Raw genomic sequence first — 18,555 nt, 5'->3', positions numbered from 1 at the left:
CGTTCACCGCATCCTGGCACATGCCGAGGCGGCCGCCGCGTCAGTCCAGGCAGAACTCGTTGCCCTCCGGGTCGGTCATCACGATGAAGCCGGAACTCATCGGGGGAGCGGGCTCGAAGCGGCGTACCCGCGTCGCTCCCAGCGCGACGAGCCGGTCGCACTCGGCCTCCAGGGCCGCCATCCGTTCCTCTCCCTCCAGTCCGGGAGCTGCGCGGACATCGAGGTGGACCCGATTCTTGGCCGTCTTGTCCTCCGGCACCTGCTGGAAGAACAGTCGCGGACCGTCCCCGTCGGGGTCTTCGACGGCCGATCTCGAGTTGCGCTGCTCCTCCGGTACGCCGATCCGTGCGAGGAAGTCGTCCCAGGCGGCCAGCGGGTCGGCGCCCTCGGGCAGATCGACCCCGGGCGGGCCGGGGTGCCGGTAGCCCAGCACCTCGCACCAGAAGGACGACAGCGCCCGTGGGTCGTGGGCGTCGAAGGTGATCTGAAGGTGGCGGCTCATCGGGTTGCTCCGTTCGTGGCGGGAAGGTATGGGGCGGGTACGTCCGCGTCCATGGACCCACCCTGACATCCCTTGCGGTCAGGATCGGTCCGCAATGGCCGACGGGGTGGTCGCCGTGAACACACCCGGCTCAGAGCATGAACAGCAGCCGCGTGTTGGCCACCAGCTTGCGGTTCACGCTGGTGCTCTGCACGAAGATGGTGAAGTCGGCGTTGTGGTCCGGCTTGACGCGCACCTCCACGTCCGGCAGGCCGAGCAGGGCTCGGGCCTCGGGCCCCGCGTAGACCCGGTCCGTCTTCTTCTCCAGCACCGCGATCTGCTTCCGCGCCTGAATCTTCTCCGACTTGCTCAACTGGTAGAACGCACCGCCGGTGCGGTAGGTGTGCCCGGACTCGACGACCCAGTCGCGGATCGCCACGTCACGAGCCACCGGGATCAGCCGGTACGCGGACGGGTCCACCGGGGTGAGGCCGACCGCCTTGATGGTGTCCGCGTTGACCGCATCCGCGCCCGTGGAGAACACCGCGCGCGATCCCCGGATGCCCTGAGCGCGACCCACCATGAACTTCTCGGTGGCCTGCTGGATGACCTGCCCGGCCTCCTCGAGGCCCTGGGTGCTCGTGGCATCCCAGATGGCGACGTTGTCCTTCGGGAAACCGCACTGCACGGCCTCGCGCTTGCCCATCTGGTCCGGCACAAGGACGGCCAGGGTCCAGTTGTCCTCCTGTGCCGTGATCATCTCGGCCACGGCATCGACCAGTGCGCGCGGGTCCCTGGCAGGGGCATCGGGGCAGCGGTGACTGGCGTTCTCCTGCCCGTCGGTGAGTATGAACGTCAGGAAGCTGTGGTCGCCGTACAGTTGAGCCGTCTGCGCCAGCTCGTGCTGTGACTTCAGCGCAGCCGCCAGCAGAGCCGTCATGCCACCGACCCGGTACAGCTGCCGAAGCGACGGCATCCGCAGCACGTCCTTGTCATAGATGACGCACTCCACCTGGTCGGCGAAGACGTACACCGTGACGCGGGTCTCCTGGTCCAGCTCCCTCGATCGGCGGGCCAGATAGGCGATCTGCTGGTCGGCGACTTCCACGACCTTGCCGCTCAGGCGCGTCATGGACGAACTGGCATCCAGCACAAGGGCGACGTGATTGATGTAGTTCTGGCTTCCGGACATGAAAGGCTCCCCCTCTTTCCGACTCGATGCCTCCATCCTTCCACCCACCACTGACAATCGATCTTGGCTTCCGGGCCGGACGAAGAGCCAGGGCCCGGCCCGGGAGGGCGATCCTCACCTCTTGTAGGAGTCTACAAAGCGCCCGTCTCAGCCTGCCCGTAGTTCATGGCTTCGGACCCTGGTCGGTGGTGATCAGCAGGCTGTCTACTTCTCGTACAGGGCGCAGGGTCGCAACGGGACCTGTGCTCATCGGCGCCCCGTCGCACCACTGAGGCCGCGTGGCCGCTCATGCCGCCCGGCAGCGACCCGGCGCCCGTGGCGCCCGCCGCCCATCGGCACCCGGCCCCGCACCCGCGGGCCTCCCTACACCGAAAAGGAACACGCATGACCACCGACATCACCGAGACGGGCATCCGCGAGTTCGAGCGTGCCTGGATGGAAGAGGCCATCCGGCTCGCCACCACCAGCGTCGCGAACGGGGGCGGCCCCTTCGGCGCCCTCATCGCCAAGGACGGCGACATCGTCGCTCTCGGCAACAACCAGGTCACCTCCAGCCTCGACCCCACCGCCCACGCCGAGGTCAGCGCCATCCGCGCCGCCTGCAAGAAGCTCGACACCTTCAGCCTGGAAGGCTGCACCCTCGTCACGTCCTGCGAGCCGTGCCCGATGTGCCTGTCCTCCGCCCTGTGGGCGCGCGTCGACCGGCTCGTCTTCTCCGCCGACCGTCACGACGCCGCCGTGGCCGGCTTCGACGACCGCAAGTTCTACGACCTGTTCGAGAAGCGGCCCCAGGAAATGTGGCCCATGACCGTCGAGCACCTCGACCTGTCCCACCGCACCCAGCCGTTCGACGCCTGGATCGCCAAGACCGACCGCATCGCCTACTGACGGCGGTAGCCCCCGGAGTGCCCCGCGTGTGCGACTTCGCACGAGCGCGGGGCACTTCGGCGTCCGGTGGGAGGGGTGGTTCTCCTCGGATTCGGGAGTCAGTTCTCCTCGGGATCCGGGAGTCGGTTCTCCTCGGATGCAAAGGTGCGCAGCAGATCGGCCGCCACGCTCACGGCGATGGTCGCCGGCTCCTTGCCGGTGATGTCGGCCAGCCCGATCGGCGTCTTGATCCGGTCGATGGTGGCTTCGTCGTGGCCGCCCTCGGTGGCGAGGCGCTTGCGGAACCGTGCCCACTTGGCCGCCGACCCGATCAGTCCGACGGAGCCGAGCCGTGGCGTGCGCAGGGCGGCGTCGCACAGCGCGGCGTCCTCGGCGTGATCGTGGGTCATGATCAGGACGTGGGTGCCGGGCGGCAGTTCCTCCAGCACCTCCTCCGGCAGCAGCGGCGTGTGATGCACATGCACCTGCGCCACCGCGTCCGCCACCACACCGAGCCGCTCCTTCGTGAGCATGTCGGCGCGGCTGTCGATCAGATGGAGATCGAGGTCCTGACGTGCCAGGATGCGCGCCAGTTCCAACCCCACGTGCCCGACGCCGAAGACCGCCACCGCCCTTACCACCGGCAGCGGTTCGAGCAGCACCTGGACCGTGCCGCCGCAGCACTGCACGCCGTGCTGGTTGGTCACCTTGTCGTTCAGGGCGAAATCGATCAGTTCCGGCTCCGCCTTGGCCGTGGCCATCATCTCCCGGGCCCGGTCGATCGCCACGGCCTCGACATTGCCGCCTCCGATCGAGCCCCATGTCTCGCTCCGCCCCACCACGAGCTTCGCGCCGGCGTCGCGCGGGGCGTGGCCGCGCACGGTCGCGACGGTCACGAGCACCCCGGACTCCCGGCGTGCCCGCAACCGCGCGACCGCGGCGACCCATGTCATGTCAAGCACCGCTCAGCGCTTCTGCGTGGAGCCTGCCGTCGCGGGCGTCGCCGTCGTTCCCGGAGCCATCGGCCCGGCGCGCCGCCTGGATCGCCCAGTACACCGCCTCGGGCGTCGCGGGCGAGGCCAACTCGACCCCGACCCCGCCCGGCCCGAACGCGGCCGCGGCCTGCCGCAACGCCTCGCGCACCGAGAACGCCAGCATCAGCGGCGGCTCACCCACCGCCTTGGACCCGTACACCGCGCCCTCTTCGGTGGCGTTCTCCAGCAGCGTGACATGGAACTCCTCGGGCATCTCCGAGAAGCTCGGCAGCTTGTACGTGCTCGCCGCCTGGGTCAGGAACCGGCCGCGGTGCGGGCCGTCGCCGGCGTCCCAGCGCAGGTCCTCCAGCGTCAGCCAGCCCGCGCCCTGCACGAAACCGCCCTCGACCTGACCGATGTCGATCATCGGGGAGAGGCTCTCGCCGACGTCGTGGACGATGTCCACCCGCCGGATGCGGTACGCGCCGGTGAAGCCGTCCACCTCCACCTCGCTCGCCGCGGCGCCGTAGGCGAAGTACTTGAACGGCGTGCCCTGGAACCTCTTCGCGTCCCAGTGCAGTCCCTCGGTCCGGTAGAAACCGGCCGCCGAGAGCTGCACGCGCTGGAAGTACGCGGTGTGCACCAGGTCGTCCCAGGCCAGCTCCTTGTCGCTGCCCAGGGCGCGGGCGACGCCCTCGACGATGCCCACGTCCGAGGCGTTGGCGCCCAGCTGGGAGGCGGCCACCTGCAGCAGCCGCTCGCGCAGCTGCTCACAGGCGTTCTTGATCGCCCCACCGTTGAGGTCCGCACCGGAACTGGCGGCGGTGGCCGAGGTGTTGGGCACCTTGTCGGTACGCGTCGGGGCGAGGCGCACCTTGTGCAGCGGAATGCCCAGCGTGGTCGCGGCCACCTGCATCATCTTGGTGTGCAGGCCCTGGCCCATCTCGGTGCCACCGTGGTTGATCAGGACGGAGCCGTCCTTGTAGATCAGCACCAGCGCGCCGCCCTGGTTGAAGGCGGTGAGGTTGAACGAGATGCCGAACTTGATGCCGGTGACCGCAAGCGCCCGCTTGGTGTGCGGGTGCGCGGCGTTGAAGGCCGCGATCTCACGCCTGCGGTCGGCGACTCCACCGCTCTCCAGCACCTGCTGCCAGACGGTGGAGATCCGCTCGGCCTGCGTGACCGGCTGCCCGTACGGCGTCGTCTGCCCCTGGCCCGGCCGGTAGAAGTTGCGCTCGCGCAGCTCCATGGCGTCCAGGCCGAGCTGCGGCGCGCAGCGGCCCAGGATGTCCTCGATCACCAGCATGCCCTGCGGTCCGCCGAAGCCCCGGAAGGCCGTGTTGGACACCGTGTTGGTCTTCGCGATGCGGCCCGCGACACGCGCGTTGGGGATCCAGTACGTGTTGTCGATGTGGCACAGCGCGCGGGCGAGGACCGGCTCGGACAGGTCCAGGCTCCAGCCGCCGTCCGCGACCAGGGCGGCGTCGAGGGCCTGGATACGGCCCTCGGCGTCGAACCCGATCTTCCACTTGGCGTGGAACCCGTGCCGCTTGCCGGACATGGTCATGTCCTGGGTCCGGTTGAGCCGGAACCGGACCGGCCGGCCGGTCAGCTTGGCGCCGAGCGCGGCGACGGCCGCGAACCCGTGCGGCTGCATCTCCTTGCCGCCGAAGCCGCCGCCCATGCGCAGGCACTGCACCGTCACCTCGTGGGCGGGCACACCGAGCACGTGGGAGACGATCTCCTGGGTCTCCGAGGGGTGCTGGGTGCTGCTCTGGATGAACACCTGCCCGTTCTCGTCGATCTGGGCGAGCGCCGCGTGCGTCTCGAGGTAGAAGTGCTCCTGGCCCGCGAACTGGAACTCGCCGGTGAACACGTGCGCGGAGTCGGTGAAGCCGGCGTCGACGTCGCCGTGCACCATCAGGGGCTGGGCGCCGTGATAGCTGCCCGCCTCCATCGCGTCCTGCAGCGTGATCAGGGACGGCAGTTCCTCGAGTTCCACCTCGACGGCCGCCGCACCGAGCCGGGCCGCCTCCAGCGTCTCGCCGAGGACCCAGGCGACCGCGTGGCCGTGGAACATGACCTCGTCGGGGAACAGTGGCTCGTCGTGCTTCATCCCGGCGTCGTTGACGCCGGGCACGTCGGCACCGGTGAGCACCCGGACCACACCGGGCACGGCGAGCGCGGGCTCGGTGCGCAGCGCGGTGATCCGGCCGTGGGCCTTCATGACCTGGACCGGGTGGGCGTGCAGCACGTCCTTGGTGCGATGGACCAGGTCGTCGGTGTAGAGCGCCGTGCCGGTGACATGCAGGAAGGCACTCTCGTGCGGCATCGAGACACCGACCACGGGCTTCTCGGGACGCTCGGACAGATGACTCATGACGACACCGCCTCGGTGGTCTGCGCGTACAGCTTCAGCAGGCTCTGGCCGAGCATCGCGGAACGGTACAGGGAGCTGGCGCGATGGTCGTCCATCGGCGTGCCCTCGCCCCGCAGCACCCGGGCCGCGGCCTCGACCGTCTCCGCCGACCACGGCAGGCCCTGAAGGGCCGCCTCGGTGGCCAGCGCGCGGATCGGGGTGGCGGCCACGCCGCCCAGACCGATCCGGGCCTTGCGGACGATCCCGTCCTCGACGTCCAGCGCGAAGGCGACCGCCACACTGGAGATGTCGTCGAAACGCCGCTTGGCGATCTTGTGGAAGGCCGTGACCGGCGACAGCGGCAGCGGGACGCGCACGGCGCGGATCAGCTCACCGGGGCGGCGCACGCTCTGCCGGTAGCCGGTGAAGTAGTCGGCCAGGGGGACCTCGCGCTCCCCGTCGGTGCCGGCGAGCACCACCGACGCCTCCAGCGCGAGCAGCACCGGCGGACTGTCACCGATGGGGGAGCCGGTACCCAGATTGCCGCCCAGGGTGGCGCCGTTGCGGATGAGCCGGGAGGCGAACTGCGGGAACAGCTCGGCCAGCAGCGGGACTTCGCCGTCGAGGCGGCGTTCGATCTCGGTGAGCGTCAGCGCCGCCCCGATCTCGATGTGGTCCGATGCGACGCGCAGCTCCCGCAGTTCGGGCAGCCGGTCGATCGCGACCACACAATCCGCCCGGCGGGAACGGATGTTGACCTCCACACCCCAGTCGGTCGAACCGGCGACCACCACGGCGTCAGGCCGCTCGCGCAGCAGCTCCAGCGTCTCGGCCAGTGTGTTCCTGCGCAGGAATGCACTGTCGTCCCGGGCGTACTCCGTGGCGACCGGTGCGGGCGGGGCCTGCTCGCGCCGCTGCGCCAGCGGGTCCTCGTCCGTCGGCTCACCTACGGCGTAGGCGGCATCGCGGATCGGGCGGTAACCGGTGCAGCGGCACAGGTTTCCGCTCAGCGCGTGCAGATCGAAACCGTTCGGACCGTGCTCGGCGTCGATGCCGGCGCCGTCGGCCGGGTCCGCCGCCGTGTTCGTGTCCGCATGCGCGCACCGGTCGGGCCGGTAGTACTCGGCGGCCATGCTGCAGACGAATCCCGGTGTGCAGTAACCGCACTGGGAGCCGCCGCGGACCGCCATCTCCTCCTGCACCGGGTGCAGGGCGGGCGGCGTACCGGGCTCGCCGGCGATGGCGAGCCCCTCGGAGGTGATGATCTCCTGACCGTCGAGCGCCGCCGCCGGCACCAGGCAGGCGTTGACCGCCACCCAGTCGGTGGGCTTGTTCACCCCGGGACGGGCCACCAGGACCGAACAGGCGCCGCATTCACCCTCGGCACAGCCCTCCTTGGTTCCGGTGAGGCCGCGCTCGCGCAGGAAATCCAGGACCGTGGTGTGGGGCGCGGCCGGCGCGATCGGTGTTTCTTTCCCATTGACCGTGATCCGTGCCGCTACCATGACGGGCCCTCATTTCGGTGCGGGACAGGTCGATTCATCGTGATCGCCAATTTTCAGGCAGCTTTCTCTGTTCAGACGCGCCGCAGCTCAGGCGCGCCGCGTAAGAAGAGCGGGCGCACGTCGGCACGCAACGGCGGAATGCCGCGAAACAATGATGGGAAACGCGAAATGTGCCACGAACGGGCACATCAGAACGGCGTACTCAGCAGCCGTGCGCGACCCGACCAGGAACCCAGACCGTAAGGCGGGCGAGGCGACCGAGATCAGAGCAGGTGTACATCCGCTGGTCGCCTCCTTCTGGATGGATGTGGGTCTGCTTCTGTCGCAAAGTAGTGGCTGGGCCCACCGAGGTCAAGAGGTGAGTCGCTGGACCGTCCCCAGCTGCTTCCACTCGCCGTTCACCAGGCGGTCGACCCACACGGGACGGCCCTGCGCATGGTGCCGCTCGAAGGAGTGGCGCCCGAGGAGACCGTCGCTCACGACGGTCTCGAGGGTGGCCCGCAGCAGCGGCCGGACACGGTCGGCGTCCGGCCGCTCCCCGTCACCCAGTACGCGGTCGATGCCCGCGGCGAGCGCGAGCGTGGCGTCGTACAGCTCCGCCGCGCCACGGTGTGCGAGCAGCTTCTTCAGATCCGCCGGGGCCGCGCACAGCCGGGGGAACTGCGCGCAGTCGGGCTCGAACCGCTCGTCGTTGAAGGAGCGGAAGCGCAGACTGCCGTCGGGAAGCTGCTTGTCCTGCCGGGCGAACATCTCGAAGTCCTCGCCGGTGTCGCAGGCGGAGGCGTAGGCCGCGTGGACCGCGATCAGCGTGCCGCGCTCGCGCAGGGTCGGGACGAGGGTCTCCTCGCCACCGCCGGCCCGGAGATCGGCAACCACCACGGCGTCCGGCCGTGAGCTGTCCAGGTCCGCCGTGATCGTGGCCGGGGACAGATCCACGTTGCCCCTGTGCGAGGGCAGCGGCAGAGCGTCGAGGGCGGCCGCGCGCAGGCCGTGCCCGAAGGTGTCCTCGTCGGAGTCCCTGTCCCAGTAGCTGCTCGACGTCTCCACGACCCTGCCGACGCCGTAGGCCCCCGCCAGGTAGCGACCGGCCTGCCGCCCCACGTCGAACTCCGTTGCCGCCACAGCGTACTGACGATCCGGTAGGCGACCTCCGTTGCAGGTGTCGACCACGGCCATGGTGTCGGACCAGTCGGTCTCCACGTCCGCGAAGTCGTCGACGGCACCGACGAGCGCGATCATCCCCGGGTTCTGCTCGAGCAACTTCTCCGCAGGCGTCTGCCCGTAGTCCTGCACCGACACGACGTTCACGGGGATCTCCCGCTTCGCCCTGCGCTCGGCCTCCTCCAGGGCGGCCTCGACGATCCGGGTGCGGATGCGGGGATCCTGCCCGTCCTCCTCCACTCCCCAGTGGTTCGCCACACCGAGGGAGTACGATGCCGGGCTCGCGGAGGTCCGGTCGGGGGCCGGTGCCGCACTCCGGTCCTCGTCGGCGCCGCTGTCCGAGGACGACATGCTCAGGGCCATACCGGCGGGTATGCCGAGGGCGAGCAGGGCGGCGACGGCGGCGACCACGGACGTGCGGCGGGGACGGCGGCCCCGGCCGGATCGTGCCGAGGGCTGTGAGGACCGGGATGACTGCGAGGAGTGTTTGGAGACCTCCTGCGGGGTGGGCCCCGGCGCGGGCGGCCGGGCATCCTCGTGTTCCGGCAGCCGTACGGCTTCCGGCGTCGGTGGCGGGGCCGGCTCCGCCGTGGGCGCGGGGTCCGGAGCGAGCGTCTGTGCCGCCGCCTCGATGCGGGCGAGCGCGGCCTTCGCGTCACCGGGCCGGTCGTCCGGATCCTTGGCCATGAGGTCGAGGATCAGCCGGTCGACGGCGGGGGTGACTCCGGGCCGCGCCCGACTGGGCCGCACCGGCTCGTCGTGCAGGTGGTTGTACATCACACCGGCCGGGTCACCGGCGAACGGCGGCCTGCCCACGACGAGTTCGTACAGGACGCAGCCCACGGCATAGAGGTCGGTACGGGCATCCCCCCGGCGCCGGCGGAAGCGCTCGGGCGCCATGTACTGCACGCTCCCGAAGGGCAGCTGTCCGGTCTGCGTCAACCGGGGGTCGGCGGCGCGGGCCTCGGTGAACCTGGCGATGCCGAAGTCGACGATCTTGGCGACGCCGTCGTGGCCGACCATGATGTTGGCGGGTTTGATGTCGCGGTGGACGACCCCGGCCGTGTGCGCGGCGTCCAGGCCTCGGCACACCTCCGCCGTCCACCGCAGCGCGTCGGCGACGGCCACCCGTACGTCCGTCAGCAGGATCTCCTGCAGCGACCGTCCCTCGACGAGTGCCATCACGAGGTACGGGCGCCCGTCGTCCGTGCCGTAGTCGTGCACGGCGACGATGTGCGGACTGTCCAGGGCGGCGCTGACCCGGGCCTCGCGCCGGAAGAGGGCGAGCGACTCGTCACGGCCGGCGCTGCCGTCCCGCTCCGCGAGCAGGACCTTGACCGCCACCTCACGGCCCAACTGTCCGTCCCTGGCCCGCCAGACCTCCCCCATGCCACCGGAGCCCATGAGTTCGACCAGTTCGTAGCGGTCACCAAGTCGTCGTCCACGCACGGGCCAGGACTCTACGGCAGGACGGGCTTCCGTGCCGACTGCCGCCCGGGGACCACCCCGAGGCCGTAGGCTGCCCGGCGGCTCCCCGTCGCCCGGAGCCTCGGTGACGTGGGGGAGCGCACAGGTGATCAAGGACGAACCGTTGGACAGGGCCCGATTGTCGGCCCGTTGCGCGCTGCTCGCGGCCGCGGTGGCGGTCCTCGTCGTCCTGCTGTCGCTCGGCGGCGGTGGTGCCCTGATCATCCTCGGCGGACTCGCGGGGCTGGCGGTGTGCGCGGTCGGCGCCTGGTGGTTCCTGGCCCACCGGGGGGCGCTGCGGGCGCTGGGGGCGGGACTCGCCGTGGCGGCTCCGGTGGCCGTACTCGTGCTCTTCGTGAGCGGCGGCATGTGGTTCACGGCGTCGGCCGCCGTCCTGCTGTGGGCCGTGGCCCTGGCCTGCGCCCGCGGCGCCCTGCGGGCGGAGCGCCGGCCGGACCCGACGCCGGCGACCGTCCGGCCGCACCGTCCGCCCCGGCACCCGGTCCTCATCATGAACCCGGCTTCGGGCGGCGGCAAGGTCGAACGGTTCGGCCTCGTCCAGCGGGCCGAGGCCCTGGGCGCCCGGGTGCTCCTCCTGAAGCCGGGCATCCGCACGGACGTCGGGGAACTCGCCCGGAACGCCGTCGCCGAGGGTGCCGACCTGCTCGGCGTCGCGGGCGGGGACGGCACCCAGGCGTTGGTCGCCGCGGTCGCCGCCGAGCACGACCTGCCGTTCCTGGTGATCTCCGCCGGCACCCGCAACCACTTCGCCATGGACCTCGGCCTGGACCGCGCCGACCCGTCCCGGTGCCTGGACGCCCTCACCGGCGGGGAGGAGCTCAGGGTGGACCTGGGCGAGGTGGCGGGGCGGACCTTCGTCAACACGGTGTCGTTCGGCGTGTACGCGGCGATCGTGCAGCGCCCCGAGTACCGCGACGCCAAGGCCGGTACGGCGCTCGACGCGATGCCGGACCTGCTGGCGGGCGGTGCCGGGGAGCGCCTCGACGCCCTCGTCGACGACCAGGCGGTCGAGGGGCAGCAGGCGCTGCTCGTCAGCAACAACCCCTACTCCTCGGCCGACCCGCTCGACGTCGGGCGCAGGCCCCGGCTGGACGGCGGCGAACTCGGGGTGCTCGGTGTCCGCGTGGACGGTGCCGTACAGGCGGCCGACCTGGCGCTGCGGGGCTCCCTCTCTCCGGCACTGACCGTTCTGACGTCCCGCAGGGTCGAGGTCACCGCCGGCGCCGCCAGCATTCCGGTGGCCGTCGACGGCGAGGCGCTGACGCTGCCCACGCCCGTGGTGTGCACCGTCCGACCGCGTGCCCTGCGCGTCCTGGTTCCCCGGGACCGGCCGGGCGCAGCGCCGGTCGACCCGCCGCTGGACTGGCGGCGGATCGTGACCCTCGCCCTCGACCTCGACCGTCCCGGACGCCGCGCGGGCCGCTGACCTCCGCCGCGCGGCCCGGTCCGTGCGGCGACGCCCGACGGCGTACCCGCTCGCGCCGTGTCAGGCCCTGTGCACGACCGTCCCGCCCGTCACGGTGAGCGTGACGGGTGCCGTGCCCAGTTCGTCGGCGGGCGCGGTGACGGGGTCGACGGCCAGAGCCGTGAGATCGGCTCGGAAGCCCGGCGCGACGCGTCCCGCCACGTCCTGCTCACCGACCGCCAGCGCGGAGTGCGAGGTGTAGCCCTCCAGAGCCATCAGACCGGTCAGGGCCTGGTCGGCCGTGACGGGTGCGACCTCGGGCTGCCCGGGCAGCCGGCGCAGGCGGGCGGTGGCGAGTACCTCCCGCGGGTCGTAGTGCGCGATCGGCCAGTCGGAGCCGAGGACCAGGATCGCGCCGGCGTCCCGCAGATCACGGCAACGCCAGGCACGGTCGGCGCGTTCCCTGCCGATGCGCTGCGACCACTCGTCGGAGTGGTCGGCGCGGGTGTACGCGAGGTGGGTGGGCTGCATCGACGCGGCCACGCCGAGGCGGGCGAAGCGGGGCAGCTGGCTGTCCGGCACGGTCTCGATGTGCTCGATCCGGTGCAGGGAGCGCTGTCCGGGGTCGTCGAGGAGTTCCACCGTGTCGAGGACGTGCCGTACGGCCGCGTCGCCGATGGCGTGGGTGGTGGTGCGCACTCCGGCGCGGGCGAGACGGTGGACGGCCTGCGTGTACGCAGCGGGGTCCGGCCAGAAGGCCTCGGTGCCCTGACCGTGGCAGTCGGCGTGCTCCAGCCAGGCGGTGCCGCCCTCGACGGTGCCGTCCATGAAGAACTTCACGCCGCCCACGCGCCAGCGCCGCCCGTGCGAGCCCTGCAGTGAGATGAGGTGGTCGAGGCCCTCCCGGTCCGTACCGGGCATGCACCAGGGGAAGATCCGCAGACGTACCGGCAGCTCGCCGTCGTCTTCGATACCCGCCAGGACCTCGAGGAACTCGGGTTCCTCGAGGTCCATGACATGGGTGCCCGTGAGCCCGGTCGCGGCCATGTCCCGCAGCAGGGTGAGGAGCCGTTCCCGGCGCACGGCCGCGGTCTCACGAGGCAGGACGGCGTCCATCAGGCTCATGGCGTCGAACTCGACGAGGTGTCCGGTGGGCCGTCCGTCCGAGCCGCAGACGACCTGGGCCCGCTGCTCGAAGCGGCGCGGTCCGTCGATGCCGGCGGCCGACAGGGCCGGACCGCTGACCAGGGCGGAATGGCCGTCGTAGAGCCGGATGAAGGCCGGCACACCGCCGAGCGCCGGGTCGATCAGGTCGTGGTGGACGGGCCGGCCGCCGAAGACGTTGTGGTCCAGTCCGTGGGCGAGGACCCATGCCCCGGTGCCCGCGTCGCGGGCCGCCGCGGACAGCGCGGCGCGCAGGGCGTCCAGATCCCGGCAGCCCGAGAGGTCGACTCCCTGGGCCATCTTGACACCCAGATGGGGATGGCTGTGGCCGTCGACCAGGCCGGGTACGAGGGTGGAGCCGCTCAGGTCGACGATCTCGGTGTGCGCGCCTCGCCAGTCCCGGACATCGGTCTCGTCACCGACCGCGGTGATGAAACCGTCCTTGACCGCGACGACGCTCGCCGACGGCCGGTCGGGGTCGAGGGTACGGACCTGAGCGCCGGTCAGGAGGGTGTCGGCGACGGCGGAGAGAGGTGATGCGGGGTGTGACACGGGTGTTCTTCCTTGTGCGGGTAGGGGGTGGAAAGTCCGTCGTACGGTGGCGTCGTACGGGTGGCGTTGTACGGAAGGCCGGCCGGGTCTAGTCGTCGTCGTCCTGCTCGTCCGCGAAGTGGGCGTAGACCTCGGGCCTGCTGCGGCGGATGCGCAGTGAGACGAGCACGCCGAGCACGAAGGCGGTGGGGACCAACAGGACGAGGACGGCATTCGTGGTGGACGACGCCCCGGTCATCAGGCCGATCTTGCTGACGACCAGCCACATCGCGCCGGACATCAGCACGGCGGCGGCCAGCGGCGCGATCAGGGAACGCCAGCGGCCCTCCGCCGCGTGCCGGATGCGCCGGAAGTAGCAGAGCACGGCCACGGCGGTGACGGCCTGGAGGCCCAGGAGGCCGAGGGCGCCGGGCGTGTTCACCCACAGCAGGAGTTGCTGGTACGGGTCGGCACCGGCCAGGGCGAAGCCCGCGACCACCAGGGAGGCGAGGACGCTCTGCGCGATGCCCGCCACGTAGGGCGAACGGTGCTTGGGGTGGACCTTGCCGAGCGCCTTGGGCAGGACGCCCTCCTGGGCGAGCGAGAGTCCGTAGCGGTTGATCGCGTTGTGGAAGGCCAGCTGCGAGGCGATGATGCTGGTGACGATGAAGATGTGCATGAGGTCGGCCGCCCAGCCGCCGACGTACTGGGTGGTCGCGGTGAAGAACAGGCCCATGGGGTCGGTGGTGACGGCCTGCATGATGTGCGCGCTGCCGAAGGCCTGGATGACGATCCAGACGCTGAAGGCGTAGAAGAGGCCGAGGAAGCCGACGGCGATGTAGGTGGCCCGCGGGATGGTGCGGGCGGGGTCGCGGGCCTCGCGGCGGTAGATGGCGGTGGATTCGAAGCCGGTGAAGGCGGCGAACGCGAAGGTGAGTACCGCGCCGGTACCGGGCACCAGCACGTTGTCCGGCGCGAAGGAGTCCAGGGCGAGACCTTCGGCTCCGCCGTCGAGCAGTACACCACCGGCGAGCAGCACGAGGATGCCGGTCTCGGCGACCAGGAGGACGCCGAGGACCTTCGCGCCGAACTCGATGCTGCGGTAGCCGAGGAACCAGATCACGACGACACCCGCGAACGCGATGGCGGGCCAGGGCACATGGACGCCCCACAGGGCCTCGAGTGCGTCCTGGGTGCCGGTGGCGAGCAGCCCGTACACGCCGATCTGCATGCCGTTGTACGCGAGGAGGGCGACCGTGGCGGCGCCGAATCCGGCGGGTCGGCCGAGCCCGCGGGTGATGAAGGCGTAGAAGCCGCCGCTGCTGCGGACATGCCTGGTCATCGCGGTGAAGCCGACGGCGAACAGGGCGAGCGCGGCACCGGCGAGCAGATAGCCGACGGGAGCGCCGACGCCGCCCACCCCGATGGCGAGGGGCGCCACACCGGCCATCACCGTCAGCGGTGCCGCGGCGGAGACGACGAAGAACGCGATGTCGGCCACGCCGAGGCCGGCCCGGCGCAGCCCGGGGGACGGGTCGTGCTCGGCGGTGCGCTCGCGTGGCGACTCGGCGCCTTCGGGTGCTCCCTCGCGGGATGCGGACTCAACGGCCATGACGCTCGGCCCTTCTTCTACGGAGGAAAAGGGGTGGGCGGCGGCCCGGGACTTCCGAGGGGTGGGGGAGGTCGGCAAGGCCGCAGCGAAACCTAAACCATTTCGGTTTAGGTAATCTAGACGGCCGACGTAGGATTCGGGAAGACCTCACGTCAGGAGAACGAACCATGGGGCGTCCGCGGAAGGCGCTGCTCGATCGGGCGCGCATCGGCCGGACCGCGCTGGAACTCGTCGACGAGACCGGCGACTTCACCGTTCCCGAGGTGGCGCGCAGGCTCGGGGTGCAGACGGCGTCGGTGTATCACCATGTGGACGGCCGGGCCGGGGTGATCGAACTGCTGAGGGAGCAGGTGGTCGACGACCTCGACGCCGGGACCCTCGACGGGCGCCCCTGGGACATCGCCCTCGACGCATGGGCCCGCTCCTACCGCGCCGCGTTCGCGGCCCACCCCCGGGCGATCCCCATGCTGATGACCTCGCCGGTGCGCGCCTCCCGGGTGATCGAGCAGTACGAGCGGGTGGCCGGCCTCCTGCTGGACGCGGGGTTCGCTCCGGAGGCGGTCATGCCGATCGTCACCGGCCTGGACAACCTCGTTCTCGGTTCGGCGCTGGACATGTCGGCCCCCGAGGTGATGTGGGTGGTGGGGGAGGAGGCGCAGGCCCCGCGACTGGCACTGGCGCAGGCGGCCACCGGTCCCTCCCGGGCCGACCGGGCCTTCGACCTCACGCTGGCGGGCTTCCTGGCCCACTGCCGGGAACTCCTCACGTCCGTCCGTCCGGCCCCCGCCGAGCCGGGCGCACACCGCAGCCTCCGGCCGGAGCCCTGACCTCCTCGGTGATGCGCACCGGCTTGCGCCGACGGCCGGCGGGAACCGGGCCGACTACGACCTGGCGCCAACAGATCGCCGAACAGGCCGAGTCGTGGGGGATAGGCTGCGCCGATGGAACGTGTGACCGACGTGCCCGCGAGCCTCGCCCCGCCGGCCGATGCGGCCCGGGCGAACGACTACGACAGGTTCGCCGAGGCGTACGCGGCGGAGACCGAGAGCAACCTGGTGAACGCGTACTACGCGCGGCCCGCGATGCTGGAGCTGGCCGGTGACGTGTCCGGTCGCCGGATCCTGGACGCCGGATGCGGTGCCGGGCCCCTGTCCGCTGCGCTGCGTGACCGGGGCGCCCTCGTCACCGGTGTCGACGCGAGCGCCGGGATGCTGGCACTGGCCAGGCAGCGGCTCGGTGACGAGGTGCCCCTGCACAGGCTCGACCTGGGCGAACCACTGCCGTTCGCCGACGGCGCGTTCGACGACGTGGTCGCGTCGCTGGTCCTGCACTACCTGGAGGACTGGGGGCCGACGCTGGCCGAGATGCGGCGCGTGCTCAGGCCCGGCGGGCGGCTCATCGCGTCGGTGGACCACCCCGTCGTGGCCTACACCTTGCAGGACCCTCGGCCCGACTACTTCGCCACCACCAGCTACACCTTCGACTGGGTGTTCGACGGGCAGCGCGTCCCGATGCGGTTCTGGCGCAAGCCGTTGCACGCGATGATCACTGCCTTCACCACCGCCGGCTTCCGCCTGTCCGTCGTCAGCGAGCCGGGGCCCGACCCTGCCGCCCGTGACCTGTTCCCCGACGGCTTCCGCGACCTGTCGACCAAGCCCTGCTTCCTGTTCTTCGTCGTCGAAGCACCGCCGTCGGCGCCGGAGACAGGGACGACCGGCTGACCACCGACGGAGTCAGGGCTACGACTCGGCGGACCGGCCCGGCCGCCGGGTGAAGCGCCGCAGCCCCCGTCGGGTGGGCTTGAGGGGCTTGTCCTCGGGGGCGACCGGGCCCTGGCCCGCGGTCAGTGCCGCTGCCGGGGCCGCCGCCGGGGTCGGGGCCGATACGGGATGGCTGCCGGTAAGGCTGCCCCGTTCGAGCCGGGCGCGGACCGCCTGGGCCATGGCCTGGTGGGACGGCTCCAGCAGCAGGCCCTCCGCGGACAGCCGCTCCCACATGTGCAACAGCTCCTGTCCCCGGGCGGCCACCTGTCCCTCGTCCCACAAGCGCTGCCACGCCGCGGTGGCGCGGGCCACCTCGGGCGCAGCCCGGTTCAGATCGGTGCGGCAGCGGATGCGTGCGACGGTCAGCGCGAGGACGGTGGAGTGCATGTAGTCGCCGCGCAGATACGCGAGGTACGCCTCGATCGCCCTCGCCTCCAGCGCGAGTTCGTCCTCCGCGCCCCTGCGCAGCGAGAGGTGCTCCCGCAGCGCGCCGGCGAGGACGAAGGCGGCGTGCAGTTCCTCGCGCTGCGCGTGCTGGATGATGCGCTCGACGCGGGCGAGCGGAGGAAACGCCTCCTCCTCCGCGGCGGTCCGCTCGCGCCCCGGCGGCAGGTCGTCCTCGTCGGCGATGGTCCGGCTCGAACCGTCGGGGTGCACGCGCAGGCGGGCCACCTGCTGCACGGTGCGGTCGATGACGGTGGCCGCCACCGGGGCCCCCAGCGTGCGGGCGAACATGGCGATGGCGTCGAGGATGGCCTCGTTGGGCGGCCGCGTGCCGCCCATCTCCAGCAGGTGCCCGTTGACCACCGTCGACCCGTCCTCGGCCACGTAGGCGTCGAGACGGATCAGCGGTGGTGCGCTGAGCGCGGGCAGGTTCCCCGCGTCACGGGGCGTCAGTGAGTGGGTCATTCGCTCAGACTCCGGGTCGGACGACACCGAGGATGGGCATGGAGGCTGCCGGTGCGGTCGTGATGTTGCGCCCGGGCCGCGGGGCGTGGACGATCTGCCCGCCCCCGATGTACATGCCCACGTGCGTGGCGTCGTTGTAGTAGATGATCAGGTCCCCGGGCTGCGCGGAGGCCAGACCGACCCGGGTCAACCCCTGCCACTGTGCCTGCGAGGTACGGGGGATCGGGCGTCCGGCCGCCGCCCATGCCGCCGAGGTGAGTCCCGAGCAGTCGTACGACGAGGGGCCCACGGCGCCCCACACGTACGGTTTGCCTCTCTGCGCCATCGCGAAGTCGACGGCCCTGCCGGCCGCTCCGCTCGCCTTCTGGCCGCCGCCCGAGCCGGCCCCGGTCGAGGTGCCGCCGCCACCGGAATCGGAACCCGTCCACCTGGCCTCGGCCTCCTCCGTCCGTTGCCGTTCCAACGCGGCGAGTCTACGGGCCTGTTCCTCCTCGAGGCCGTCCTCGATGCGCTCGGCCTGGGTTATCCTCTTCTCGATCTTCTGTTTCGCCTCGGCCTTTTCCGCGCGGCTGCTGCGGAGCTTCTGCAACTCCTTCTCGGCGGCCTCGGTCTGCCCGCTCAGCTTCGTGCGGGCGGTCTTCTGGGCCTCGGAGACGTTCACCAGGTTCCGCATGGCCTGGCGGGCCTGGGACGCTTCGTCCAGGGCCTGGTCGGGGTGGTCGCCGAGCAGTAACTGGATTCCCGTGGCGGCGAGGTGGCCTCCCCGGTACTGGGTCCGCGCGGCCGCGCCGGCGAGGTCCTGGAGATCGTCGACCCGGCCCTGCGTGCGGGCCAGCTCCTCGCGGAGCGTCTTCAGCCGCTTCTCCTGCTCGGTGGCCTTCACCTGCGCGGCGTTGTACGCCTCGGTGGCCACCTCCGCCTCGCGGTAGAGGCCGTCCAGCTCGGCACGGATGTCCTCGATCGACTTGTCGTTCTGCGGACCGGGTTCGCCAGGGTCGGCATAACTCGGGCCGGATATCAGGGCGATCGCGCAGACGAGGGCTGCTGTGGTGGCTCCGCTCCGCAGCCGTCTGCCGCTGGTCGACACGTCCATCAACTCCACTTTCAGCGGTCGCGTGCAGGCGGCTGGACGGACGACCTGCCG

General features: G+C 71.4%; 14 protein-coding genes. 4 read left to right on the top strand and 10 right to left on the bottom strand.

Annotated features, from left to right (window positions below):
* Positions 1 to 40 precede the first annotated feature (40 nt).
* Both ACIGO6_RS24830 and ACIGO6_RS24825 read right to left on the bottom strand, forming a co-directional pair.
* Positions 41 to 502 carry a VOC family protein gene (locus ACIGO6_RS24830; protein ID WP_399879621.1) on the bottom strand — a complete coding sequence of 154 codons (462 nt, stop codon included), beginning with the start codon at positions 500 to 502 and terminating at the stop codon, positions 41 to 43.
* A 130-nt stretch (positions 503 to 632) separates the two neighbouring features.
* Positions 633 to 1,673, bottom strand: a complete 1,041-nt coding sequence (locus ACIGO6_RS24825; protein ID WP_399879619.1) for a vWA domain-containing protein — start codon at positions 1,671 to 1,673, stop codon at positions 633 to 635.
* A gap of 384 nt (positions 1,674 to 2,057) precedes the next feature.
* On the opposite strand from ACIGO6_RS24825, the gene ACIGO6_RS24820 reads away from it, so the two are divergent.
* Positions 2,058 to 2,561 carry a nucleoside deaminase gene (locus tag ACIGO6_RS24820; protein ID WP_399879617.1) on the top strand — a complete coding sequence of 168 codons (504 nt, stop codon included), beginning with the start codon at positions 2,058 to 2,060 and terminating at the stop codon, positions 2,559 to 2,561.
* A 98-nt stretch (positions 2,562 to 2,659) separates the two neighbouring features.
* Here ACIGO6_RS24820 and xdhC read toward each other — a convergent pair whose 3' ends face one another.
* The 4 genes from xdhC to ACIGO6_RS24800 form a co-directional block, all read right to left on the bottom strand.
* Positions 2,660 to 3,493, bottom strand: coding sequence for a xanthine dehydrogenase accessory protein XdhC (gene xdhC, locus ACIGO6_RS24815; RefSeq protein ID WP_399879615.1), 834 nt, complete (start codon positions 3,491 to 3,493; stop codon positions 2,660 to 2,662).
* Position 3,494: 1 nt separating this feature from the next.
* Entirely contained in the window at positions 3,495 to 5,894 is a 2,400-nt protein-coding gene (xdhB, locus tag ACIGO6_RS24810) for a xanthine dehydrogenase molybdopterin binding subunit (RefSeq protein WP_399879613.1), read from the bottom strand.
* Complete coding sequence (locus tag ACIGO6_RS24805) at positions 5,891 to 7,378, bottom strand: xanthine dehydrogenase small subunit (RefSeq protein ID WP_399879611.1); 1,488 nt, start codon at positions 7,376 to 7,378, stop codon at positions 5,891 to 5,893. The genes xdhB and ACIGO6_RS24805 overlap by 4 nt, the downstream gene beginning before the upstream one ends.
* Before the next feature lie 351 nt (positions 7,379 to 7,729).
* On the bottom strand, positions 7,730 to 9,988 hold the full coding sequence (locus ACIGO6_RS24800; RefSeq protein WP_399879609.1) for a serine/threonine-protein kinase: 2,259 nt from the start codon (positions 9,986 to 9,988) through the stop codon (positions 7,730 to 7,732).
* Between the two features lie 124 nt (positions 9,989 to 10,112).
* On the opposite strand from ACIGO6_RS24800, the gene ACIGO6_RS24795 reads away from it, so the two are divergent.
* Entirely contained in the window at positions 10,113 to 11,453 is a 1,341-nt protein-coding gene (locus ACIGO6_RS24795; RefSeq protein ID WP_399879607.1) for a diacylglycerol/lipid kinase family protein, read from the top strand.
* Between the two features lie 60 nt (positions 11,454 to 11,513).
* Here ACIGO6_RS24795 and ACIGO6_RS24790 read toward each other — a convergent pair whose 3' ends face one another.
* Entirely contained in the window at positions 11,514 to 13,148 is a 1,635-nt protein-coding gene (locus tag ACIGO6_RS24790) for an amidohydrolase (protein WP_399879605.1), read from the bottom strand.
* Between the two features lie 88 nt (positions 13,149 to 13,236).
* On the bottom strand, positions 13,237 to 14,739 hold the full coding sequence (locus tag ACIGO6_RS24785) for an APC family permease (protein ID WP_399879603.1): 1,503 nt from the start codon (positions 14,737 to 14,739) through the stop codon (positions 13,237 to 13,239).
* Positions 14,740 to 14,906: 167 nt separating this feature from the next.
* Between ACIGO6_RS24785 and ACIGO6_RS24780 the strand changes: the two genes are divergently transcribed.
* Together ACIGO6_RS24780 and ACIGO6_RS24775 are read left to right on the top strand one after the other, a co-directional pair.
* On the top strand, positions 14,907 to 15,566 hold the full coding sequence (locus ACIGO6_RS24780; RefSeq protein ID WP_399879601.1) for a TetR/AcrR family transcriptional regulator: 660 nt from the start codon (positions 14,907 to 14,909) through the stop codon (positions 15,564 to 15,566).
* Positions 15,567 to 15,680: 114 nt separating this feature from the next.
* Positions 15,681 to 16,460: a class I SAM-dependent methyltransferase gene (locus tag ACIGO6_RS24775; RefSeq protein ID WP_399879599.1), complete on the top strand. Its 780-nt coding sequence runs from the start codon at positions 15,681 to 15,683 to the stop codon at positions 16,458 to 16,460.
* Between the two features lie 18 nt (positions 16,461 to 16,478).
* On the opposite strand, the gene ACIGO6_RS24770 is transcribed toward ACIGO6_RS24775, so the two are convergent.
* Together ACIGO6_RS24770 and ACIGO6_RS24765 are read right to left on the bottom strand one after the other, a co-directional pair.
* Positions 16,479 to 17,411, bottom strand: coding sequence for a hypothetical protein (locus ACIGO6_RS24770; protein ID WP_399879597.1), 933 nt, complete (start codon positions 17,409 to 17,411; stop codon positions 16,479 to 16,481).
* 4 nt (positions 17,412 to 17,415) lie between these two features.
* Complete coding sequence (locus tag ACIGO6_RS24765) at positions 17,416 to 18,504, bottom strand: NlpC/P60 family protein (protein ID WP_399879595.1); 1,089 nt, start codon at positions 18,502 to 18,504, stop codon at positions 17,416 to 17,418.
* Between the last annotated feature and the right edge of the window lie 51 nt (positions 18,505 to 18,555).

Source organism: Streptomyces sp. NPDC053750 (genome assembly GCF_044544295.1).
Classification (GTDB): domain Bacteria; phylum Actinomycetota; class Actinomycetes; order Streptomycetales; family Streptomycetaceae; genus Streptomyces.
This window is presented reverse-complemented; position numbering and strand designations above follow the sequence as displayed.